Source organism: Salegentibacter sp. BDJ18, from assembly GCF_017579965.1.
GTDB lineage: Bacteria > Bacteroidota > Bacteroidia > Flavobacteriales > Flavobacteriaceae > Salegentibacter.
In genome coordinates this window covers 54,317-78,177 of record NZ_JAFLQX010000021.1, presented here as the reverse complement: position 1 = coordinate 78,177, position 23,861 = coordinate 54,317, and the positions used below count along the sequence as shown (strand labels likewise).

The 23,861-nt window shown below is 36.6% G+C and carries 22 protein-coding genes; 18 read left to right on the top strand and 4 right to left on the bottom strand.

All coding sequences use genetic code 11. The features are described 5' to 3' along the window. The first annotated feature begins 18 nt into the window (after nucleotides 1-18). From pfkA to J0871_RS11930, 3 genes are all read left to right on the top strand, one after another. Nucleotides 19-1,005, top strand: a complete 987-nt coding sequence (pfkA, locus tag J0871_RS11940) for a 6-phosphofructokinase (protein ID WP_208225525.1) — start codon at nucleotides 19-21, stop codon at nucleotides 1,003-1,005. Between the two features lie 3 nt (nucleotides 1,006-1,008). Beyond that, on the top strand, nucleotides 1,009-1,374 hold the full coding sequence (locus J0871_RS11935) for a methylglyoxal synthase (RefSeq protein WP_075326884.1): 366 nt from the start codon (nucleotides 1,009-1,011) through the stop codon (nucleotides 1,372-1,374). A gap of 61 nt (nucleotides 1,375-1,435) precedes the next feature. Next, on the top strand, nucleotides 1,436-2,281 hold the full coding sequence (locus J0871_RS11930; protein WP_208225523.1) for a hypothetical protein: 846 nt from the start codon (nucleotides 1,436-1,438) through the stop codon (nucleotides 2,279-2,281). Here J0871_RS11930 and J0871_RS11925 read toward each other — a convergent pair. Next, nucleotides 2,278-2,661: a RidA family protein gene (locus J0871_RS11925; protein ID WP_208225626.1), complete on the bottom strand. Its 384-nt coding sequence runs from the start codon at nucleotides 2,659-2,661 to the stop codon at nucleotides 2,278-2,280. The two genes, J0871_RS11930 and J0871_RS11925, sit on opposite strands and share 4 nt — an antisense overlap. A gap of 20 nt (nucleotides 2,662-2,681) precedes the next feature. Beyond that, nucleotides 2,682-5,411 carry a putative LPS assembly protein LptD gene (locus J0871_RS11920; RefSeq protein WP_208225521.1) on the bottom strand — a complete coding sequence of 910 codons (2,730 nt, stop codon included), beginning with the start codon at nucleotides 5,409-5,411 and terminating at the stop codon, nucleotides 2,682-2,684. A gap of 136 nt (nucleotides 5,412-5,547) precedes the next feature. Here J0871_RS11920 and J0871_RS11915 point away from each other — a divergent pair, with 136 nt between their 5' ends. From J0871_RS11915 to bshA, 7 genes are all read left to right on the top strand, one after another. After that, nucleotides 5,548-6,654, top strand: a complete 1,107-nt coding sequence (locus J0871_RS11915) for an N-acetylmuramoyl-L-alanine amidase (protein WP_208225520.1) — start codon at nucleotides 5,548-5,550, stop codon at nucleotides 6,652-6,654. A gap of 55 nt (nucleotides 6,655-6,709) precedes the next feature. Next, entirely contained in the window at nucleotides 6,710-7,666 is a 957-nt protein-coding gene (locus J0871_RS11910) for an MlaD family protein (protein ID WP_075326879.1), read from the top strand. Between the two features lie 6 nt (nucleotides 7,667-7,672). Then, nucleotides 7,673-9,013 carry a (Fe-S)-binding protein gene (locus J0871_RS11905; RefSeq protein WP_208225518.1) on the top strand — a complete coding sequence of 447 codons (1,341 nt, stop codon included), beginning with the start codon at nucleotides 7,673-7,675 and terminating at the stop codon, nucleotides 9,011-9,013. Nucleotides 9,014-9,090: 77 nt separating this feature from the next. Then, the gene (locus tag J0871_RS11900) at nucleotides 9,091-9,882 is read left to right on the top strand and encodes a (Fe-S)-binding protein (RefSeq protein ID WP_075326877.1); all 792 of its coding nucleotides are present in this window, start codon (nucleotides 9,091-9,093) and stop codon (nucleotides 9,880-9,882) included. A 174-nt stretch (nucleotides 9,883-10,056) separates the two neighbouring features. Further along, nucleotides 10,057-10,542 carry an ABC transporter ATPase gene (locus tag J0871_RS11895; RefSeq protein WP_208225517.1) on the top strand — a complete coding sequence of 162 codons (486 nt, stop codon included), beginning with the start codon at nucleotides 10,057-10,059 and terminating at the stop codon, nucleotides 10,540-10,542. Then, complete coding sequence (locus tag J0871_RS11890; RefSeq protein WP_208225515.1) at nucleotides 10,542-13,469, top strand: glycoside hydrolase family 3 N-terminal domain-containing protein; 2,928 nt, start codon at nucleotides 10,542-10,544, stop codon at nucleotides 13,467-13,469. The genes J0871_RS11895 and J0871_RS11890 overlap by 1 nt, the downstream gene beginning before the upstream one ends. Nucleotides 13,470-13,570: 101 nt before the next feature. Beyond that, complete coding sequence (gene bshA / locus J0871_RS11885; RefSeq protein WP_208225513.1) at nucleotides 13,571-14,704, top strand: N-acetyl-alpha-D-glucosaminyl L-malate synthase BshA; 1,134 nt, start codon at nucleotides 13,571-13,573, stop codon at nucleotides 14,702-14,704. A 55-nt stretch (nucleotides 14,705-14,759) separates the two neighbouring features. Here the strand turns inward: bshA and J0871_RS11880 are convergent, their stop codons facing one another. Further along, nucleotides 14,760-15,260: a hypothetical protein gene (locus tag J0871_RS11880; protein ID WP_075326873.1), complete on the bottom strand. Its 501-nt coding sequence runs from the start codon at nucleotides 15,258-15,260 to the stop codon at nucleotides 14,760-14,762. 139 nt (nucleotides 15,261-15,399) lie between these two features. Here J0871_RS11880 and J0871_RS11875 point away from each other — a divergent pair, with 139 nt between their 5' ends. After that, nucleotides 15,400-18,318: an FAD-binding and (Fe-S)-binding domain-containing protein gene (locus J0871_RS11875; RefSeq protein WP_208225512.1), complete on the top strand. Its 2,919-nt coding sequence runs from the start codon at nucleotides 15,400-15,402 to the stop codon at nucleotides 18,316-18,318. Here J0871_RS11875 and J0871_RS11870 read toward each other — a convergent pair whose 3' ends face one another. Next, entirely contained in the window at nucleotides 18,319-19,305 is a 987-nt protein-coding gene (locus J0871_RS11870) for a helix-turn-helix domain-containing protein (protein ID WP_208225510.1), read from the bottom strand. It lies immediately after the preceding gene. A gap of 177 nt (nucleotides 19,306-19,482) precedes the next feature. Between J0871_RS11870 and J0871_RS11865 the strand changes: the two genes are divergently transcribed. The 7 genes from J0871_RS11865 to J0871_RS11835 all read left to right on the top strand — a co-directional run bounded on the left by J0871_RS11865 (nucleotide 19,483) and on the right by J0871_RS11835 (nucleotide 23,823). Then, entirely contained in the window at nucleotides 19,483-19,863 is a 381-nt protein-coding gene (locus J0871_RS11865) for a VOC family protein (protein WP_208225508.1), read from the top strand. Nucleotides 19,864-19,904: 41 nt separating this feature from the next. Beyond that, complete coding sequence (locus tag J0871_RS11860) at nucleotides 19,905-20,267, top strand: nuclear transport factor 2 family protein (protein WP_208225507.1); 363 nt, start codon at nucleotides 19,905-19,907, stop codon at nucleotides 20,265-20,267. Between the two features lie 62 nt (nucleotides 20,268-20,329). After that, nucleotides 20,330-21,253, top strand: coding sequence for a VOC family protein (locus J0871_RS11855; RefSeq protein WP_208225505.1), 924 nt, complete (start codon nucleotides 20,330-20,332; stop codon nucleotides 21,251-21,253). A 60-nt stretch (nucleotides 21,254-21,313) separates the two neighbouring features. Further along, entirely contained in the window at nucleotides 21,314-21,715 is a 402-nt protein-coding gene (locus J0871_RS11850; RefSeq protein ID WP_208225503.1) for a VOC family protein, read from the top strand. Between the two features lie 71 nt (nucleotides 21,716-21,786). After that, nucleotides 21,787-22,650 carry an SRPBCC domain-containing protein gene (locus J0871_RS17400; protein ID WP_208225501.1) on the top strand — a complete coding sequence of 288 codons (864 nt, stop codon included), beginning with the start codon at nucleotides 21,787-21,789 and terminating at the stop codon, nucleotides 22,648-22,650. A gap of 99 nt (nucleotides 22,651-22,749) precedes the next feature. After that, nucleotides 22,750-23,157, top strand: coding sequence for a VOC family protein (locus J0871_RS11840; RefSeq protein ID WP_208225499.1), 408 nt, complete (start codon nucleotides 22,750-22,752; stop codon nucleotides 23,155-23,157). A gap of 66 nt (nucleotides 23,158-23,223) precedes the next feature. Continuing rightward, a complete protein-coding gene (locus J0871_RS11835; protein WP_208225497.1) occupies nucleotides 23,224-23,823 on the top strand; it encodes a DinB family protein in 600 nt (199 codons plus the stop codon). Nucleotides 23,824-23,861 lie beyond the last annotated feature (38 nt).

Below are 23,861 nucleotides of genomic sequence, written 5' to 3'. Positions count from 1 at the left end.
AGGCAAGAATTTTAAAGTATGACAAAAAGAATTAAACGAATTGGAGTAATGACCTCTGGCGGAGATTCCCCCGGAATGAACGCTGCAATAAGAGCTGTGGCAAGGGCAAGTTCTTATTATCGTGTAGAATGTCTCGGATTTATGAGAGGTTTCCAGGGAATGATAGAAAACGATTATATAGAGCTTAATGCGCGTAGCGTTAGGAATATCATCAATTTAGGCGGAACTATCCTAAAATCTGCCCGGTCTAAAGAATTTTTAACTGAAGAAGGTAGGGCGAAAGCCGCGGCCAATCTTAAAAAAGCTAATATAGATGCAATGATTCTTATTGGTGGTGACGGGACCTTTAGAGGTGGAAAAGTTTTTAGTGAAGAACATAATATCCCTGTAATTGGCGTGCCCGGAACTATAGATAACGATATTTTTGGAACCCATTATACCATAGGCTACGATACGGCTTTAAATACAGTTATAGATGCTGTAGATAAAATTCGAGATACTGCCAGTTCCCATAATAGATTATTCTTTGTAGAAGTAATGGGTAGAGACGCGGGATTTATTGCGCTAAACAGTGGAATTGGCGCAGGAGCAGAAGAAATTTTAATTCCCGAAGAAGATCTTGGTTTAGATCGTTTGCTAAACTCCCTGGAGCGCAGCCGTAGATCTGGAAAAACATCAAGTATAGTTATTGTTTCTGAAGGTGACAAAATTGGTAAAAACGTATTTGAGCTGGCAGCTTACGTAAAAGACAATTTACCTTATTACGATGCAAAAGTAACCGTTTTAGGGCATATTCAACGAGGTGGAAGCCCAACTTGTTTTGATCGTGTTTTGGCCAGTAGATTATGCGTGAAAGCAGTAGAACTTGCCCTGGACGGTCAGCAGGATATTATGGTTGGAATGATGAATAATGAAATAAAATCTATAGAACTGGTAAATGCATTAAAATCAAAACCTACAATTAATAAAGAATTACTTCGCATTTCTGATATTTTATCTGTCTAATTTATGAAAACAGTTGCAATCATTGCCCACAACGGGAAAAAGGCTGAGATGGTTCAGTTTTTAAATAACCATAGAGAAGCCCTTCAGGCCAAAAATATTACCTTAATTGCTACGGGAACTACGGGCGCAAAAACGGAATCTGCCGGTTTTGAGGTTGAAAAACTACTATCAGGCCCCTTAGGTGGAGATGCGCAAATAGCCTCCCGTATTGCCGAAGGTAAAGTAGATATGGTAATCTTCTTTAGAGACCCGCTGGACAAGCATCCGCACGAACCCGATATTTTTATGTTAATGCGTTTGTGCGATGTACACGATATTCCCCTGGCTACAAATCCCGCCAGTGCCCGTTTATTAATGCAGGCTTTCTAAAATCTAATTTATTTAATTGAAATTTTCATTCCGCTTTCTTCTATTTTTAATTACTGTTTTCTTGATCTCAACCTCCCTGGTACGGTCACAGAGCAACCAAACTGAAGCGGCTATTTTTAATATAGGAATAGGTACGGTTTTTAGTGGAATTGGTGCTGTAATTAATAAAGAACCGCAGGAAAAGTTCGGCAAAGTACTGGTTAAAGGAATGGCACAGGGTGCACTTGGCGGCTACCTAGTTTATGAAAGTAAAGTTATTGCCGGAAGAATTTCTAACCAGAAAAACCTTACTTATGGCTGGCCGGCAAAATTTATGAATTCGGCGGGAACCTCCATAATAGAAAATGCCGCTTCTAATAGAAATTTCTGGGAACAATGGAACCTGAATATTGGATTTAACCGAATTGAATTTCACACCAAAAATCGTTTTCAGCTTAAATATAGGATACAACCGGTTTCTTTTCTTCTTACTGCTTATACCGCGGTTCAAAATAAATTTGAAGCTGAATTAAGTCTAAGAGTTGGAGAATTTGTCTTCTCAGGCAATAATACTTTTGGCTATGAAGATAATAACGATTATTACCTTGGCAGAGCCATAAGTACGGCAATATTACTAAATCCTGAAGCCGGCGGATTCAATTATAATACCGTTACCCACGAATTAATTCACGTGTTCCAGTATCACGATTTTAATGTACTAAACGCTTATGCAAATAAACCATTGAAAGAATTCAAAAAAGGCTCTGGCTTCTTCCGGAAAATGGATAAAATCTTTCATTACGATTTTAATATTTTCGTTTTTGCTGGTTTATATAAAATGGAGCATTTTGGAAAAGACCAAAAATCTTTTGAAGGCTATTATTCCAATTATTTTGAGCGTGAAGCTTATCTTTTTAGCAATTATTAATCTTTTACCGCAATTGCACTAATCTCTACATTTACAAATTTAGGGAGGTTTGCAACTTCTACCGTTTCCCTTGCAGGAGCAGTTTCAGCATTGAAATAAGATCCATAAACCTCGTTTATTTTAGCGAAATTATTCATATCGCTTATAAAAATTGAAGTTTTTATTACGTTTTCAAAATTCATCCCGGCTTCAGCTAAAATTGCCTTTAAGTTTTGCATTACCCTGGTAGTTTCTTCTTTAAGTTCGCCTGTTTCCAGTTCGTTAGTTTCTGGATTAAGCGCTATTTGACCAGAGATATAAAGCATATTGCCGGTTAAAACTGCCTGGTTATAGGGCCCAATTGGAGCCGGAGCTTTGTCGGTTTTAATTATTTTTTTCATCATTTTTAAACTTTTAAATTTTATAATCTTCGGTCTGGTTCGTTTCGTTTATCATATTTAATATCACTTAAGATAGACGATTTTATCCCGATAAAGAAATACCAGGATCTACGCTCACTAAAAGGCACCCAGTTAAAACTTAATCGCCAGGTATTTAAATCACGCTGAAATCTTAATTGGGTATAAGTAAAGCCTAACTCTTTTAAATCGTAACCAGAGGAAGCTCCAACTACCCATTTTGGCGAAAGTTCCACATCTCCCGAAAACATTATAGAGTGGGAGGTAATTTCATTTTGACGAGCGGTATTATTGTAGGTCATGGTATAAGAAAGCCGTAAATCCCATGGGATTTTATAATTATACCAATTATCGTTTCTTTCTTCACGATCTTCATCTGCAAATGGATCTTCTTCTTCATCATAGAACTTTCCTTCTAAATCAGATCCTTTTCCAAAAAGGTCATCACGTCTTCCGCCACCGCGATAAGTATCGTTATCTATTTCATCTTCACTTTCGTCTTCACCCTCGTCTTCAAAATCTTTACTGGAGAAAGCATAACCAAAGCTTACATTGGCGTTGGTAAACCTAAATAAACTACCACCGTTATTTATATTTAGTTTATCGGTTCTTCGGTTATTATTATCTAAAGCATAAATATCCATATTACCGGCAACGTTAATATCCAATTTATCGCGAACTATGGGAATACTACCTCTAAGAGCAATGGGAGACAGCTTTGGTTGGCCGTCTTCCCCGGCAAGGTTATATGCCGTACTCATACTAAAGTTATTAAGTAGTGTGATTTTCTCCGGTTCGGTAGCGGTACTGTCTTTAGAACGTACTTTGGCTTCCAGAGTATTGCTTAAACTAAGCCCCAGGGAACTTGAAAACCTGTTTCCCGGCGCCCCATATAATGTCCCATTAAACCGGGAATAATCTACCATATTAGTCTCGATAGGGTTTGCGGGATCAATACGCTCATAAGTATCGTAATACTGGTCAAAAGCGGGGTTTACATTATAACTAATCGAGGGTCGCATCACATGCCTAATAGCCTGGATTTTTTTGTCCTTTCCAAAATTCTTCAATCCATATAAGGTGGTACCAATACTGGCTCCAAAATTATAGGTTCTGTAAGAATCAAACCCGTTTATAGTATCAATTACCACCTCGTTATTAAACTCATCGTAAGATTGTTCGAAGGTTTTGAAAACCCAACTTTCTTCGTAATTAGCATTAGCACTAACACTTAGATAATTGAAAAGCTTAAAGTTTGTGGTAACCGGAATAGAATGCTGCGCGCCATAATTGGCGTCCTGGAACATTTCTGGTTTAAAAAACAAAGAATCTGTTGTTCTAATTTGATTCTCGGCCCTTACGTTATATTGAAAATTTATATTTTCTATCAATCCTTTTTTTGCGCCGGTTTTTGGAGCAAAAGGATAAATACGCGTCATACTCGCCTGTAAAGTTGGCAAACTCATATTTATAGTTTGCGTCCTTGTGTTTTGTTGATGCCGTGCTGCAAGGCTTAAATTAATCTGAGGTTCACCGGGAAAGGTTTTACTGTACGAAACCGAAGAACTTAAAGTATTTGTTAAGAAATTACCTGTATTCATTTGATTTACAGAATTCTGGTAATAAGTACTACTCCCCAAGTTTACCGAAGCACTAAACCTTGAATTAGGATTTGCCTTGGCATCCTGGTTGTGTGACCACTGAATATTATAGACAGATTGTTCAGCAAAATCTGGGAATCCTCGTTCACTCTGAAATAGGTTCTCGTACCGTATTCTTACGTTTCCGCGGTAATTATAACGCTTGGCATAATTACTTTCCAGGCGTACGGCATAACTTCCATTGGTATAATAATCGCCTAAAGTTAGTAAATCTACATAATCGCTAATCGCAAAATAATAACCTCCGTTTTGCAGAAAATAACCACGACGGCTATCCCCAAAACTGGGGATAATGAATCCTGAAGTTTCTTCTTCGGTTAAAGGAAAATATCCAAAGGGAAGCCCCAACGGTGTAGGTACATCTGCCAGGTACATATTAACAAAACCCGCCACGATCTTTTTATCTGGAACAAATTTTATTTTTCTCGCATAGAAATAATAATCGGGGTTATCTAAATCGTCATCGGTGGTAAAGCGCACATTTTGCATAAAATACACCGAATCGTTTTCACGTTTGGTAACTTCACCTCTTACATTAAAATTGGCTTGTTGTGTCCTGGAATTATAAACCAGTGCTCTTTCAGTATCAAAATTAAACCGAATAGAATCTGGCTCTACGGTTTGATTTCCCTGTACAAAAACCGGTTTTTGAGAATACGCACCGGTAGAATCGGGAATTCCATAGGCATAGACTTCATTTTTTTCATTGTCCATTATAATAAGCCCGGCATTAATCTGCATATCTCCATAAATAATTTGCGCTTCATTATAGAGATACATGCGATTCTCCTTTTGGCTAATTCGCATATAATCTTTAGCCTGGTACTTTACCGCATCAGTAATTAATTGGTTGCCCCGTTGCGGAGTTTGCAACGAATCTCCAACAATACTATCGGTTAGCCTTATGGTTTGGGCAAGTGGTAAGGAATCGCCCACAGTAACCAGCGAATCTCGTTCCCGGGCTTCAATATCTATTTCCTGATTATTCCCTATTTCCTGTGCGTTTATACAAACGATAGGAAGCAGTATAAAAATACAGCGAAAAAGTATATTAGGTATGTTTGTTTGCAATGCTCTAAGTGCTATTTTTGTAAAGAATGGCTTGCTTTTTGCAAAATCAAAATTACATATATTTTTTCAGCTTAGATTTGAGATTTCCTGAAAAAAGTAATTAAAATAATTAGCCTAAACTTAGCGTTACCTTTTTATGAGAACGAACCTACTTAAACTTTTCGTATTTTTCTTCATTTTTCTTGCAAGCTTGCAAAGCTTATTTGCAAATAATGATAAACCGAGAGATAGATTTGTGGTGGTTTTAGATGCCGGGCACGGTGGGAAAGATCCCGGAAATATGGGAAATGGTTTTAAAGAGAAAGATATTGCGCTTAATATTATTTTAAAAATTGGAAAGGCATTAGAAAAACAGGAAGGAATAGAAGTAATCTATACCCGCGATTCTGATATATTTATTCCTTTAGATAAACGAGCTCAAATTGCCAATGAGGCCGATGCCGATCTTTTTGTTTCGGTACATTGTAATTCTCATAATTCCCAAGCTTACGGTACCGAAACCTTTGTATTGGGACTTCATAAAACCGAAGAAAATTTTGAAGTAGCCAAGAAAGAAAACTCGGTGATATTTTTAGAGGAAGACTATGAAGTAACTTATGGGGGTTTTAATCCCAATTCCCCTGAATCTTATATAGGAATGGCGCTAATGCAAGAAGAATATTTAAACCAAAGTATTCTTTTAGCCGATTTTGTTCAGAAAAATTTCACCAACGAATTAAAAAGAAAAAATCGTGGAGTTAAACAAGCCGGTTTCGTGGTATTAAAAATGGCGGTAATGCCAAGTGTACTTATTGAAACAGGATTTTTAACCAATAACCACGAAGGCCCATATTTAAACAGTGCGGGCGGCCAAAACAAAATGGCTGCGGCTATTGTAGAAGCAATAAATAAATATGCCAACACTATAAACCTGTCTAACCTTGAGAGTATTGGGAGTACTTCCTCTTCAAACACACCACCTCAAAGTCAGATTTACGAGGGAATTACCTTTAAAATTCAGCTAGCCGCCGGTTCTAAACGTTTAGAAACCAAAGCATATAATTTTAAAGGATTGCAAAATGTAGAGCGTGCAAGGGAAGAGGGAATGTATAAATACTATTATGGAGCTACTTCAGATTACATAAAAATAAATAAGCTTCATAACGAGGCAAAACAAAATGGATATCCTTCAAGTTATATTGTTGCATTTAAGGAAGGCAGCAAGATTACAGTTAATGAGGCGTTAAAATCTAAGGTGAATTAACGGTTCTTTTCTATTTTTATTTCTAAATTTGTCCATATTCCTAAAAAAATAGCTTTTGAAATTTACACGTGAAGTAAAAACTGCATTCCTAGCAATAATTGCTATCCTCTTATTAATATTTGGTTATAGTTTCTTAAAAGGTAAAAACCTGTTGGATTCCAGCAGAACTTTTCATGCAGTTTATAACGATGTAGAAGGGCTATCACCTTCCTCGGCAGTAACCATAAACGGCCTTAAAGTAGGGCAGGTAACCCAAATTAATTTTCTTGATGCCCAGGGAACCCTGGTAGTTAGCTTTACTGTAGAAAATGATTTCGAATTCTCAAAAAATAGTACTGCGCAAATTTATGGTGGGAATATAATTGGCGGAAAATCTCTTGCTATTCTTCCAGATTACGAAATTAATCAAATGGCAAAATCTGGAGATACCTTAAATAGTGATATTGAAGAAGGTATTATGGAGTTGGTAAACGATAGGTTGACCCCGCTTCAGGATAAAGTTGAAAATACTATAGTTAGTGCAGATTCTTTAGTTACAGCAATTAATAAAATTTTAAACGATAGTACCAGGTATAATATACAAAACACTTTTAAAGATCTTAATGCAACTGTTGCTTCGTTTAAAGTAACCGCTAACGCACTAGAAGGAATTGTAGGTAGAAATTCAGGAAAAATAGATAATACTTTTACTAATCTTGATGAAATGACTACCAATTTCAATTCATTTTCAGATACTTTAACCAAGATGGATATTGGTAAAATCACCGCTGATCTTGAAAAAGTGGTAGCCGATTTTGAAAGCGTTTCAGATAAATTAAATAATAAAGAAGGTACCGCCGGGAAGTTAATTAATGATGATGCCGTTTATAACAACCTGGATAATGCTACCAAACAGTTGGAACAATTACTACAAGACGTAAAACTGAATCCTAAACGATACGTACATTTCTCTGTCTTCGGAAAAAACCCGAAACCATATCAGGAACCCAAAGAAAAGGATTCTATTAAATAACCAACTATGCAAATTATTTCCCAGGTCTTATTTCTAATTGCCCTAGTGGTAGGTATAGGTTTTTTTATTCGAAACATCCGCAGGTTATTAAGAAATATAAAATTAGGAAAAGAAGTAGATCGTAGCGATAATAAAGGAGAACGTTTCGCTAAAATGGCCAGGATTGCGCTTGGGCAAAGCAAAATGGTAAAAAAACCAGTTTCAGGCTTTCTTCACGTAGTTGTTTATGTAGGCTTTATTATAATAAATATTGAAGTTCTTGAAATTATAATAGATGGTTTATTCGGAACTCACCGGGTACTCTCTTTTATGGGCGGCTTTTATAATGTTCTTATCGCTTCTTTTGAAGTTTTAGCGCTATTAGTTTTAATTGGAGTTATTGTATTTTGGATTAGAAGAAATATCTTAAATATTTATCGGTTTTTAAGTCGTGAATTAAAAGGCTGGCCTAAAAATGACGCCAATTATATTCTTTATTTTGAAATGGTGCTTATGGTACTTTTTCTGGTAATGAATGCTACAGATTATCAACTTCAACTTAATGGAGCTCCTCATTATGCAAGTGAAGCAGGCATAACCGGAAGTTTTCCTATTAGCCAATTTTTACTTCCTATTTTTGAAGGAATGAACAATGCAACACTTATTATAATAGAGAGAGCGGCCTGGTGGTTACATATTTTAGGTATTCTTTTCTTCTTAAATTACCTATATTACTCTAAACATTTGCATATTCTACTGGCTTTCCCGAATGTTTACTTATCTAAACTTCAGCCACAGGGAGAAATGAACAACCTGCAATCGGTTACCGATGAAGTTAAATTAATGATGGATCCCGATGCCGACCCATTTGCTGCGCCGGCAGAAGAAGAGGAAGGCGCGGAACCCGATAAGTTTGGAGCATCAGATGTTTTTGATCTTAACCAGGTACAATTATTAAACTCATATACCTGTACCGAATGTGGAAGATGTACTGCAGAATGCCCCGCAAACCAAACCGGTAAAAAACTTTCTCCCAGGAAAATTATGATGGATACGCGAGACAGGTTGGAAGAAGTAGGGGAGATTATCAATACAAAAGGAAAATACGAAGATAACGGTAAGCAATTATTAGACGATTATATCTTACGAGAAGAACTTTGGGCCTGTACCACCTGTAATGCTTGTGTAGAAGCCTGCCCGGTTGGGATAGACCCGCTTTCTATTATTCTGGATATGCGTCGTTATTTAGTGATGGAAGAAAGTGCAGCGCCAAACGAGCTCGCCATTGCAATGACTAATATAGAAAACAATGGTGCACCATGGCCTTACAACCAACAAGATAGATTAAACTGGGCTAAAGAAAATTAATTTTCTAAAAGCGAACAAAATATTTTTGAAACCTGGGCTTACAAAAGTCTTCGGAATAAAATTAAAAGAAATTAGATATGGCAGAAGCGTTAAAAGTACCAACAATGGCCGAGTATATGGCAGAAGGCAAAAAACCCGAAGTTCTATTTTGGGTTGGTTGCGCCGGTAGTTTTGATGATAGGGCAAAAAAAATCACCAAGGCTTTCGTGAAGTTATTACACGAAGCGGGTGTGGATTTTGCCGTTTTAGGAACAGAAGAAAGCTGTACGGGAGATCCCGCGAAACGCGCCGGGAACGAGTTTCTTTTTCAAATGCAGGCTGCTACAAATATTGAAGTTCTTAATGGCTATGAAATAGAAAAAGTGGTTACTGCCTGTCCGCACTGTTTTAATACCATAAAAAACGAATATCCTGCCCTGGGTGGAAATTACGAAGTAATGCACCATACACAATTTTTAAAATCCCTTCTTACTGAAGGAAAGTTAAAGGTTGAAGGAGGAAAATTTAAAGGAAAACGAATTACTTTTCACGATCCCTGTTATTTAGGCCGTGCTAACGGTGAATATGAAGCGCCACGGGACTTACTTAGAAAACTTGAAGTAGAACTCGTAGAAATGCGCAAATGCAAGTCTAACGGACTTTGTTGCGGTGCAGGTGGTGGCCAAATGTTTAAAGAACCCGAGCCAGGAAATAAAGACGTGAATATTGAACGTACCGAACAGGCTATGGAGGTTAAACCTGAAGTTATTGCTGCGGGTTGTCCATTTTGCAATACGATGATGACAGATGGTGTAAAAGGAAAAAACAAAGAAGATAGTGTAGAAGTAATGGATGTGGCAGAACTTATTGCCAATGCTCACGATCTCTAAAATATTTTAAGTATTCAATTAAATAATTCAATTTTAAAAAGCTTGAGATTTTTTCTCGGGCTTTTTGACTTTTTAAGTATAATTTTTGAGGAAATCCAAACGTTAAAAGGTAAAAGTAACCTTGAGACAATGTTTAAATCAATTAGTTTTGTAAAAATATAATTTCAGTAATTTATGTTAGTACCATTCGAAAATCTACCCGATTCTTCAAGGGTGTGGATATACCAGGCAAACCGCTCTTTTACTACTGAAGAGTTAGAAGAAATACAATCACGTTTAGACCAGTTTGTAACCCAATGGACAGCTCACGGCGCCGATTTACAGGCCGGTTATTTAATTAAATATAAAAGATTTATCATCCTGGCTTTAGACCAGGAGAAAAATGCAGCTACAGGCTGTTCTATAGATGCTTCAGTACATTTTATTCAGCAATTAGAAAAAGAATTTAATGTAGATCTTTTAGATAAAATGAATGTCTCTTACAAACAGGGGGAGTTCATTGCATATAAAACCCTTTCAGATTTTAGAAAAATGGCCAAAGAAAAAGCTGTTTCTTCTAAAACCATTGTATTTAATAATCTTGTAAATAATAAAGCTGAATTTCTTTCAGATTGGGAGGTTCCTGCTTCTGAAAGTTGGCATAAGCGTTTTGTTAGTTAATGAAATTCACTTTCGCTCCGAAAATCTTTGTCTTAGCCTGTTTTCTTCTTGTTTGCTCTAATCTTTCTGCACAAAACGATCCTTTGCTGGCAGAAGATACGGTTGCACAAAAGGAATGGGTAGATAGTACCTATAATGCAATTAGCCTTAAAGAAAAAATAGGGCAATTGCTTATGATTAGCGTTTCTTCAGAAAGTGGGAAAGCTTATATTGAAAAAGCAAAAAAGCAAATTTCAGAAGAATATATTGGGGGAGTAATTTTCTCTAAAGGTGGCCCTGTTAGACAGGCTAAATTAACCAACGATTTCCAGGAACTTTCAAGAACTCCATTACTTATTGGGATGGATGCCGAATGGGGCCTGGCCATGCGCCTTGATTCTACCTTTGCGCTACCCTGGAATATGACGCTGGGTGCCATTCAGGATAATAATTTAATTGAAGAGGCCGGGGCGGCCATTTCCAGGCACTCCAAAAGACTTGGCGTACATATTAATTTTGCTCCAGTAGTAGATATTAATACCAATCGCAATAATCCCATAATTGGAAATAGAAGTTTTGGCGAGAATAAAATTAATGTAGCCGAAAAATCGCTTGCGTTTATGCGTGGTATGCACCGGGTAGGTACATTATCCAGTGCAAAGCATTTTCCGGGTCACGGTGATACAGATACCGATTCGCATAAAACCTTACCCACCATTCCTTTTTCTAAAGAAAGGTTGGATAGTTTAGAATTATATCCATATTATCCCTTAATTGCTCACGGACTTTCTAGCGTAATGGTTGCTCATTTAAATGTTCCTGCCCTTCAGGAAAATCCTAATACGCCATCTTCGCTTTCAAAAGCGGTAATTACAGACCTTTTACATGAAAAAATGAATTTTGAAGGGCTTATTTTTACCGATGCCCTTAATATGAAAGGTCTCACCAACAATGCAGAGCCCGGTGATGCCGAATTGAGAGCATTTTTAGCAGGAAATGATGTATTATTAATGCCTGAAAAAGTTGAAGTTGCTTCTGAAGTTTTAATCAATGCTTATAAGAATAATATTATAAGTCCAGGTAGATTGGCACATTCAGTAAAAAAAATATTGAAGGCGAAATACAAAGTAGGCTTGCACCAGCAAGAAAGCATCCAGGAGAATTTTATTTTTGAAGAACTTAATTCTGTTCGCGATAAAGTTCTACTGGAAGAACTCTTTGAAAACGCACTTACCTTAATTAAAAATAACAGAGCCGTAATCCCGGTTAAAGATATTGCCGACACCAGGATTGCCTATGTGAATTTTGGAGATGATGACGGGAGTACCTTTTTAAACGAATTGAAACGATATGCCCATATAGATTGGGTTTCAGCAACGCATTTAAACGATTTACAAAAGAAATTAGAAGAATACGATCTTGTAATTTTAGGTTATCATAAATCTAATAGCAGTCCCTGGGCGTCATATAAATTTTCTTCGGGAGAATTACACTGGATCAATCAAATTGCCATAGAAAATAAAACCGTTCTAAGTCTGTTTTCGAGTCCGTATGCGTTAAGGGAACTTCGGGGAATCAGTGAATTGGAAGGTATTTTAGTTAATTACCAAAACCATCCCGTAGCCCAGAAAAAAGCTGCACAATTAATTTTTGGTGCTGTTGAAGCCAGGGGAAAACTCCCGGTAAGCATAGGAAATAATTTTCCCGAAGGGACTGGTTATCAAACCAGAAATATAGATAGGTTGGCATACGGGTTACCGGAAAGTGTAGGTCTTAATTCCTATAAATTAAACAGAATTGATAGCATTATTACTGAAGCTATTGACAAAGAAATGACCCCCGGCGCTCAAATTTTAATAGCGAGAAAAGGAAAAATAGTTTACAACAAGAATTTTGGCTATCATACCTACGATAAACAAATTCCCGTTTCAGATACATCGGTTTACGATTTGGCATCATTAACCAAAATTCTGGCAACTTTACCGCTTATTATGGAGCAGGAAGAAGAAAGGATTGTAAGTTTTGATTCAAAGTTAGGAGAAATGATGCCTGTTTTTCAAAATTCGAATAAAGCGAATATTAGGTTACAGGATATGCTTATGCATTATGCCCGGTTAAAATCCTGGATTCCTTTTCATATTAATACTATAGACAGGAAAACAAGGTTACCTTCTAAAGATTATTTTCAAAAAACTCCTTCAGCTGAATTTAATACTAAAGTTGCCAATGAAATGTATCTTAGAAATGACATGAAAGATACAATTATCAGTATTATTAGGGATAGCGACTTAGAACGAAGATTAGATTATAAATACAGTGATTTACCGTTCTACATTTTAAAATATTACCTGGAAGGCTATTATGGCCAAACTTTGCATAATCTTACCCAGGAAAAAATTTATAAACCTTTGGGAGCAACCCATACAGGTTATATACCAGCTTCAAGATTTCCCTTAGCACAAATTGTTCCTACCGAAATTGATAAACTTTGGCGTAGGCAACTTATTCACGGGGTGGTGCATGATCAGGGTGCAGCTTTGCAGGGAGGTATTGGAGGTCACGCCGGGCTTTTTAGCACCGCTATCGATGTGGCTAAAATAATGCATGTTTACCTTAATAATGGGGTGTATGGTGGTAAAAGGTATTTAAAAGAAGAAACCATTTCTAAATTTAATACCTGTTATTATTGCGAAAAAAATGTAAGACGTGGCGTTGGTTTCGACAAACCCCAACTGGGAAGCTCGGGTCCAACCTGTAACTGTTTATCTATGGAAAGTTTTGGCCATAGCGGTTTTACGGGAACCTTTGCCTGGGCAGATCCCGAAGAAGAAATTGTTTATGTATTTTTGTCTAATAGAACTTTTCCCGATTCTACCAATAGGAAGTTAATTAGGGAAGATGTAAGATCTAGAATACAGGAAGTTATCTACGAATCTATAGATTTTTAGAATATTGGGAGAATTTATCTGCAAAACTTCATATAAAAACCAAGAATTCGGTCTTTGACCGTGTTATTAAAATTCTCGCTAAGGTGAGTAAATCGAGCTTAATGAAAATAGCCATTGTATGTTATCCTACCTTTGGAGGTAGTGGAGTAGTAGCCACAGAGCTGGGGCTGGCCCTGGCAAAACGCGGTCACGAAATACATTTTGTAACCTACAGTCAACCTGTACGTTTAGATCAACTTTCAAGCAATGTACGTTTTCACGAAGTACACGTTCCAGAATATCCGCTATTTCACTATCAACCATACGAGCTTGCGCTTAGTAGTAAATTGGTAAATGTTGTAAAACAGTTTGATATTGAAATGTTGCATGTTCATTATGCAATTCCGCACGCTTATGCCGGTTATATGGCTAAAAAAATGCTTGCTGAAGAAGGAATTAACCTCCCCATGGTAACTACTCTTCACGGTACCGATATTACTTTGGTTGGCAATCATCCTTTTTACAAACCGGCGGTAACTTTTAGTATTAATAACAGCGATATAGTTACTTCGGTCTCTAAAAGTTTAAAAGAAGACACCTTAAAATTCTTCAAGATTAGGAATGAAATTGAAGTAATACCCAATTTTATAGATTGCAGCAAATACGATAATAAAGCTTTTACCGACTGCCAGCGCGAAATGATGGCTGAAAATAAAGAGAGAATTATTACGCATATTAGTAACTTCAGAAAAGTAAAACGCATAGATGATGTGATTAAAATCTTTTATGAAATTCAGAAGAAAATAGATGCGAAATTAATGATGGTTGGAGAAGGCCCTGAAAAAGAAATGGCAGAAGACCTGGTAGATGAACTCAATATTGCAGATAAAGTAATGTTCCTGGGGCAAAGCCACGAAATAGATAAGATTCTTTGCTTCTCTGATTTATTCTTACTGCCTTCAGAAAAAGAGAGTTTTGGTCTTTCGGCATTGGAAGCGATGGTCAATGGAGTCGCCATAATTTCTACAAATACCGGCGGGCTTCCGGAAGTTAACCAACATGGAATTTCTGGGTATTTAAGTAATGTAGGTGATGTTCAGGAAATGGCAGCTAATGCTTTAAAAATCCTGGAAAACGATGAAACCCTGGAGAAATTTAAAAACAACGCCAGGAGTGTTGCTGAAAAATTTGACATTAAAAATGTAATGCCGCTTTATGAAGATATTTATAAAAGAGCTTTACAAATTACCGTATAAAAAAAGAGGCTGATTTTGAATCAGCCTCTTTTTCTTTAACCTTATCTGTTATTATCTAGAATTGGTATCTTACTCCAAGAGCTATATCAGGAGAAAATTCATTCAGTACATTATTATCGCTAAAGAATCCAAATTCTGGTCTAAAGTCTAAAGAAAGCAATAACGGGATATCAAAGTTATATTCAATACCTATATCACCTGCAAGGAATAAATAAGTACCGTCATCCTCATCACGAAATTCCCGGTTAGCATCCACACCTAAGATTCCAGCTCCCGCACCTGCGTACCAGTTAAATCCGCCTTCAATATTCCAAACCCATTGGTATAGTCCGGTAAGTTTAAATGCATCATAATCGCTATTATCACGCCATCCAAGGTCAAATTCTAAACGATTATTATTGGTTCCTACTGCTCTTTGATAAGAAACTTCAGCACCAACACCATCTCCACCCCCAAATCTTAGTCCAATGGCATTGTCTGAAATAGTCTGAGCTTCAGCCTGGTTATAAAACGTAGCGCCGATTGTAAAAACGGCAAGTAAAACTAATTTCTTCATAGTTAGCATTTTTAGATTTGTTGGCAAATTTAAATGTTAAAACCGCTCCGAAAACTTCTGGTAAGCCAATCTATTGTTAATATTGTTTAAAAATCTGTTAAGCACTTTAGGGGAAATTTTCTATTTTTAACCCACAATTATGAAAGAAAAACTTAACCAACTATCCCAGCAAATTGACGGCCAGTTATATGACGATAAATTATGGCGATCAATCTTTGCTACAGATGCTTCCGTTTATCGCGAAATGCCTTTGGCAGTCTGTTATCCAAAAAGTGAAAACGACTTAAAGAAACTTATAAAATTTGCAAAAACAAATAAAACTTCTTTAATCCCAAGAACCGCGGGAACCTCGCTGGCCGGCCAGTGTGTAGGCGATGGGATTGTGGTAGACGTTTCTAAGCATTTTACAAAAATCATAAAAATAGATGAGGAAGCGAAGACCGTGACTTTACAGCCCGGTGTAATTCGTGACGACCTTAACCGGATTTTAAATGATTTTGGTTTATTTTTTGGTCCCAATACTTCAACTTCCAATAGGTGTATGATTGGTGGAATGGTAGGGAATAATTCCAGCGGAACCACTTCTATTAAATACGGTACAACCCGCGAAAAACTGGTTTCTTTAAAAACCATTCTTAGCGATGGGAGTGAAGCCGAATTTAAAGATATTTCTGCAGAAGAATTTCAGGAAAAATTAAAGCTGGAAAGTCTGGAAGGTGAGATTTATCGAAATATCCATAAGCACTTATCTTCTGAAGAAAATAAAAAAGAGCTAATTGAAAAATATCCTCCTAAAAGTTTACACCGAAGAAATACCGGTTACGCAATAGATGAATTGCTCTATGCTGAAGTTTTTTCTGAAGGTTCTACCGAGCCTTTAAACCTGTGTAAATTACTTTGCGGAAGTGAAGGTACTTTGGCTTTTACTACAGAAATAACGCTGAAGCTGGACGATTTACAACCTCCGGAAGCCGCTATGATCGCCGCTCATTTTGACAGTATAGAAAGCTGCATGCAAGCCGTGGTACCGGTGATGAAACATTCGCTGTATACCTGCGAAATGATGGATAAAACCATCCTGGATTGCACCAAACAAAACCTAAAATATAAAGAAAACCGCTTCTTTATTGAAGGAGATCCCAAAGCGATTTTAATGCTGGAAATTAGGGCAAATACCGCTGCCGAAGTCCAGGAACAGAGCAAACGTGTATTAGAAACTTTAAGAGAATCTAATTTAAGCTATGCCTTTCCGGTTTTAATGGGTGAACAAATAGAGCTGGCAATGGAGCTGAGAAAAGCCGGCCTCGGGCTTTTAGGAAATATTATTGGTGATAAAAAAGCTGTAGCCTGTATAGAAGATACCGCGGTAGCGATTCCATATCTAGCAGATTATATTGCTGAATTTGCCGAAATAATGAAAAATTACGGCCAGGATGCTGTTTATTACGCGCACGCTGGTGCCGGGGAAATTCATTTACGCCCAATCCTGAATTTAAAAAAATCTGAAGACGTAAAACTCTTTAGAAGTATTACTACTGATGTTGCCAAACTCGTAAAAAAATACAATGGTTCTTTAAGCGGTGAGCACGGGGACGGTAGGGTAAGGGCTGAGTTTATTGAAATGATGATTGGTTCTAAGAATTATCAAATTCTTAGAGATATTAAATTCACTTTTGATCCCGATAATATTTTTAATCCCGGTAAGATTACCGATACCGCTCCAATGGATACCTCACTACGTTACGAGGTAGATAGAAAGGAACCTGAGATTTCCACTTTAATGGATTTTTCAGAGTCTGAAGGAATTCTAAAACTTGCCGAAAAATGTAATGGGAGTGGAGATTGTAGAAAATCGGCTGAAGCCGGTGGCACAATGTGCCCAAGTTATCGCGCCACAAAAGACGAAAAAGATACTACTCGCGCCCGGGCAAATACTTTGCGGGAGTTTTTAACAAATTCAGATAAAAGTAACCGATTTAACCACGAAGAAATAAAGGAAGCCTTTGATCTTTGTATTAGTTGTAAAGGCTGTAAAAGCGAATGCCCTTCCAGTGTTGATGTAGCTGCTTTAAAAGCCGAATTCCAGTATCAATATCAAAAGGAAAACGGGAAAAGCTTAAGAAGTAAGGCATTTGCGAACAATGGCAGAATGAACGGCCTGGCTTCTAAAACACCTGGAATTGCTAACTTTTTCTTTAAAAATTCTTTCACTTCCAGCATTGCCAAAAAGATGATGGGCGTAGCACCGGAAAGGAATTTACCAATTTTAGCAAAGCGAACCCTGGCTAATTATTATAAGAAAAATAAGAAGCGTTTTCAACTTGAAAATCCTATCAAAACGGTATATTTCTTTAATGATGAATTCACCAATTTCCTCGATTCAGAAATAGGAATTGATGCGTTAGAATTATTGCATCAACTTAATTATCGGGTAGAAATTGTAAAACATGAAGAAAGCGGTAGAAGCCATATCTCTAAGGGTTTCCTTGAGGAAGCAAAGGTTTTTGCTAATAAAAACATAACCATTTTTAAAGATTTAATTTCTGAAGAAACCCCTTTAATTGGGCTGGAGCCATCGGCTATTTTGACTTTTAGAGATGAATATTTGCGTTTAGGCGATAATAAGAAGGAAGCTGAAAAACTGGCAAAAAACTCATTCATCATAGAAGAATTTCTAAAAAAGGAAATCGCACTTGGTAATATAAACCCGGAACAATTTACTTCAGAAGAAAAAAATATTAAAATTCACGGGCATTGTCATCAAAAAGCACTTTCAAATACGGTGGTGACTTTTGATATCCTCAATCTTCCAAAGAATTTTAAAGTGAGTATAATACCATCAGGTTGTTGCGGGATGGCGGGTTCTTTTGGTTACGAAAAAGAACATTACGAGGCGAGTATGAATATTGGCGAGCAAACTTTGTTCCCTGCAGTTAGAAAAGCAACTGAAGAAACGCTTATTTCAGCAAATGGTACAAGTTGTCGCCACCAGATTTTTGATGGCACAAAACGCAACGCACTGCATCCTGTGAGTATTTTAAGGGAAGCTTTGGTTTAATTAAGTGCTCGCCCTTGCGCGATTGTATTTATTTCGGTACTGAACCGGGGAAATCCCGGTTATTTTTTTGAAAGTGTTTCGAAAGGCTTTTTCATCAGAATAACCGACTTCAAACATTACTTCGCCAACATTTTCACGGGAAGTTTCCAGGCTACGCTTGGCGGCTTCAACTTTTACGCGTTGTGTATACTGGCTTATAGTATTATCTGTTGCCTTCTTAAATCGGCGTTCCAGGCTGCGGCGGCTAAGAGCGAATTTATTAGCCAGATTATCTACAGTAATTTTTTCCGGAAAATGAGCTTCAATATATTCCTGAACTTTTTTAACGGTTTGATCCTCATGACTTTTTTGACCTTCAAATATTCTAAATGCCGATTGCTCCGCTTTATCCATATCTATCATAAAAGCTTTAGAAGTAAGAATAGCCATTTCACGACCCGCATATTTTTCAACTAAATACAGAAGTAAATTTAAATAAGAATAAGCCCCACCACTGGTATAAATACCCGAATCTTCAGTCAAAATTTTATCGGCTACCAAATTGGCTTCAGGGTAACGAGATTTAAAATCATCAGCGTGAATCCAATGGGTTGAACACTGTTTCCCGTTTAAAAGTCCCGTTTCTGCCAGGAAGAATGCTGCCACGCATAAACTGGCAATTTCGGTTCCTTCATCATAGTGTTTCTTTAACCAGGGTATAAAATCTTTATTTTTTTCCAAAGCAACTTCCGGTTCATCGTGAATGGCGGGAATAATTATAAGATCGGTTTTAGTGATCTCCTCGATCATTTTTTCGGGTTTAACTGAAAAAAGTCCGTTGGTTTGCTCGGTAGGATTAGAAACGCCTACAAGTTCCACTTCAAAGAGCGGTTTCTTAGCGCGCTGTTCTAAAAAGCCGTTCACCTGATTAAAAATTTGGTGAGAACCAACAATATTTACCAAACTGGTATGGCCCCTGGGAATTAGTATGGAAATATGTTTTTTCATCGGTCTTACTCTTGTATCTAAAACGAATTTATTATTGATTTATTCTGAAAATCAAGGAACTAATTTAATAACTCTAAAACTTTTTTGACGCAAACTCCCCTAAAATTTGGCGTATTTCCCCCAGCTGTTTTTACTAAAAACCCTGTAATTTTATGATAACCAATAAATTAACATGAAATGTTTAAGTATTCATCAGTATTTAGCGGCTTTTCGGTAAACGATATAGATAAAGCAGTAAGGTTTTATAGCAATATCCTGGAGTTTTCAGTGAAGACTAATGCTATGGGACATATTGAATTAGAAATTACTGATAATAATAACATTATAATCTATCCAAAACCAGATCACCAACCGGCTGTTTTTACCGTATTAAATATCCCGGTAGAAAATATTGATGAAGCTGTAGATCACCTAGTTAAAAAAGGAATTCAGTTTGAACGATATGAAGGAGAAATCGCCACCGATGACAAAGGAATATGTAGAAGCGATGGAAAAGGTCCAGATATAGCCTGGTTTAAAGACCCGGCTGGAAATATTATCTCGATTTTGATGGAATGAATCAAAACATAAACATCACAAGTTTTACTAAAAACGAAATTATGACAGAAAAAGAAAAGTTTATCCGGGAGCTTAACGATGCATTTGCGAAAGGAGATGTTCCATATATTCTAAATTGTATGGCTGACGATATTATTTGGGAAATGATTGGAGGAAACACCAGCCGCGGCAAAGCAGAAATTGAAAAAGAAATGGCTGCAATGAAAAATATTGAAATGCTGGAAATGAAGGTTGATAAAATCATTACCCACGGAAAATCTGCTGCCTCAAATGGTACTTTCAGGTTGAAGAAAAACGGTAAAGAAAAGGCATATGGATTCTGTGACCTCTATGAATTCAACGGATTTAAAAATGCGAAAGTAAAGAAAATGACTTCGTATGTAATTTCGCTGAAGGAAGAATAGTTTTTTAAAAAAACCTCTCTGAACTGTTTTAAAATGACCTATAAATTCAAATGATTAGAAAAATGAAAACACAAAAAATTATACCCCATCTGTGGTTCGACAACGAAAAAAATTCGGTAGAGAAAGTGGTGGAGTTCTATAAAACAATTTTTAAAAACGTTGAAATTAAAAATATTTCCCGCTATGGGAAAGCAGGTCAGGAAATTCATAAGCAAAAGCCAGGTAGTGTATTGACTGTGAATTTCTCTATTGAAAATTATGAATTTGTAGGCTTAAATGGCGGGGATTATTTTCAACTAAATCCTTCAGTCTCATTTTTCGTGCTTTGTAATGCAGAAAAAGAAATTGAAGATTTTTGGGCTAAATTGAAGAAAAATGGAAAAGTCTTAATGCCCTTAGATAACTATGAATGGAGTCCAAAATATGGATGGGTTGAGGATAAGTTTGGAGTTAACTGGCAATTAATGCTGGAAGAATCTCAAAACACAAAAGAAAAAATTGTGCCCTCGTTCTTTTTTACCGGTAAAAGCCACGGTAGGGCAGAAGAGGCGATAAATTTCTATACTTCGGTTTTTAAAAATTCCCAGATTGAAGGCATTTTAAAATATACCAAAGAAGATAAAAACGATTACGCTTTTGGCACGGTTAAACACGGCCAGTTTCAGCTGGAAGGACAAACTTTTATGGCAATGGCTAGCGGGGTAGAAAACGATTTTCCATTTAATGAAGCCATTTCATTTATCATTGATTGCCAAACCCAAAAAGAAATAGATTATTACTGGAACAAGCTTTCTACAGTTCCCGAAGCAGAGCAATGTGGGTGGCTAAAAGATAAGTTTGGAATTTCCTGGCAGGTGGTACCATCCACTTTACTTAATAAAATGCTGCAGGATCCTGATAATGAAAAAAGAGAACGCGCCATCGCTTCCTTTATGCAAATGAAGAAATTCGATATTCAGCAATTAAAGAAGGATTTTGAAGGCTAGTAAACTACCTCAAAGTATTTAAATCTACATTATCGAGTAAAAAACTTAAATCTAAAGCTTATGAATACAAAGCAAATATGGGCAAATTTAGCTGTAAAAGATTTAGAGCGAACAACAAGTTTTTATACCAATTTAGGTTTTAAATCCAATAATTCCTGTCCCTCAAAAGAGCTTATGAGTTTCATGGTGGGAGATAATAATTTTGTGATTCACTTTTTTATAGAAAGTAAGCTTAAAACCGCATCAAATGGTGAATTAGCTAATTTAAAGAAGGGGAATGAAGTTTTATTCACCCTGGCAGCTTCAAGTGTAGATGAAGTAAACCAGTGGGAATTAGAAGTTAAAAATGCAGGAGGCACCATTGTTTCCAAACCTCATGAATTTGGGGAAGGATATTACGGTTTTGTGTTTTCTGATCCAGACGGTCATAAGTTCAATGTATTTTACATGGATGGATTTTAATGATTTAAAAGCTTAAAAAGCTAATTCTATAATTCAACTGAACTCTTAGCTTAATAATAAAAAATAAAATTATGGAACGAAAAGAATTTACAAGCACAATTAATGCATCTAGAGAAAAGGTTTGGGAGGCATTATGGAGCGATGAAACCTACCCAAAGTGGACAGCGCCGTTTAGCGAAGGCTCCCGGGCAAAATCTGACTGGAAGGAAGGTAGTAAAGTATATTTCATAAATGCCGATGGAGAAGGTATGGTTGCACTAATCGATAAACGTAAAGATCCCGAAATTATGAATTTTAAGCATATTGGGATGGTTGATAAAAACGGCAAGGAAGATTATGAAAGTGAAAAAGTGAAATCCTGGGCCGGGCTGATGGAAAATTACCGGTTAAAAGATAAAAACGGAAAGACCAATCTCACCGTAACTATGGATTTAAAAGCTGAATACAAGGATTATTTTTTAAAAACCTGGCCTAAAGCATTGGAGAAATTAAAAGAAATAGCTGAAAACGATAGCCAGATGAAAAACCCGATAACAATTTCTGCTATAGTTAATGCTCCTGTTGAAAAGGTTTGGGAGGTATGGAACACACCGGAACATATTGAAAACTGGAATGCGGCTTCAGATGACTGGCATACAACTTCGGCTAAAAATAATTTAAAAAAAGGCGGCAAATTATCTTACCGTATGGAAGCTAAAGACGGTAGTACCGGTTTTGATTTTGAAGGTATTTATAGCGAAGTAAAACCTAACAAATCTCTTAGCTATAAACTTTCTGATGGGAGGAGAGTCAGTGTAATTTTTAATGAAAAAGATAACAATACTCTTATAAAAGAAAGCTTTGAAGCTGAAAACCAAAACAGTCGCCAAATGCAGCAAGAAGGCTGGCAGGCCATTTTGAATAATTTTAAAAAGTATGCGGAAAATTTAAAATGAAGTTACCAGGCTTAGAAATCTTCGTCACCCTGAACTTGTTTCAGGGTCTCATTTGAATCATTATAAAACAAAAACTATAATTAATTAAATTCAAAAACAATGACAACACTAAATCCTTATTTAAATTTTAACGGCAATACCGAAGAAGCTTTTAACTTCTATAAATCGGTGTTTAAAAGTGATTTCTCACAGTTGATGCGTTTTACAGATATGCCTCCGGGAGAAGAAGGTGCAGATAAAATTCCGAAGGAATACGAAAATCAAATTCTGCATGTTTCTCTACCAATTGGTGACAGCGTTTTAATGGGATCTGATTGTATTGAAGCATTTGGGCAGAAAGCTGTTTTTGGTAGCAGTAATTATATTTCGGTTACTCCCGAAAGTGAAGAAGAAACCCGCCGACTTTTCAAAGAACTTACGGCTGGCGGAGATATAGAAATGCCGCTGGAAGAAATGTTCTGGGGTGATCTTTTTGCGAGTTTTACAGATAAATTTGGAATCAAATAGAATCTGAATTATCCAATAGAAAAATAAAATTTATACCATCAAAAATAATCAATATAAAATTCAATTATGAAAAATTCAATCCTGGGTATCTTGTTTTTAATAGCAGCTTTGCCAATTACCGCACAGCAAAATACAAACAACAATGAGTTTCTCTTAAATTATTTTGAAGAAACCACAGAGAACCTGCAAGACGAAATCTCCGGACTTTCAGAAGAACAAATGCATTTTAAACCTTCTGAAAATGAATGGTCAATTAGTCAATGTATAGAACACATTATTTTAACTGAAAAAATGCTGTTTGAAATGGCTAAAACCGAGCTAAAAAAACCCGAAAATCCTGAACGAAAAGAAGAAGTGAAATTTAAAGACGAAGATTTAATTGAAGGAATAAAAGACAGAAGTAAAAAAGCCCAGGCCACTGATGAATTAACGGGAGATGGGCAGTACAACAATCCTGAAGCAGCTATGGCAGCTTTTAATAAACAAAGGCAAATAATCCTGGATTTTATAGAAAAAACACCGTTAGAAACATTCAGAAATCATATTAGTGATTCACCTTTTGGCGCAGTAGATGCCTATCAATCTATGCTATTTATCGCCGGCCATACCGGTAGACATACCTTACAGATTGAAGAGATAAAAGCTTCAGAAGATTTTCCGGAATAGAACCGCTTAATTTGTTAACTATAAATTAACCTTAGGTT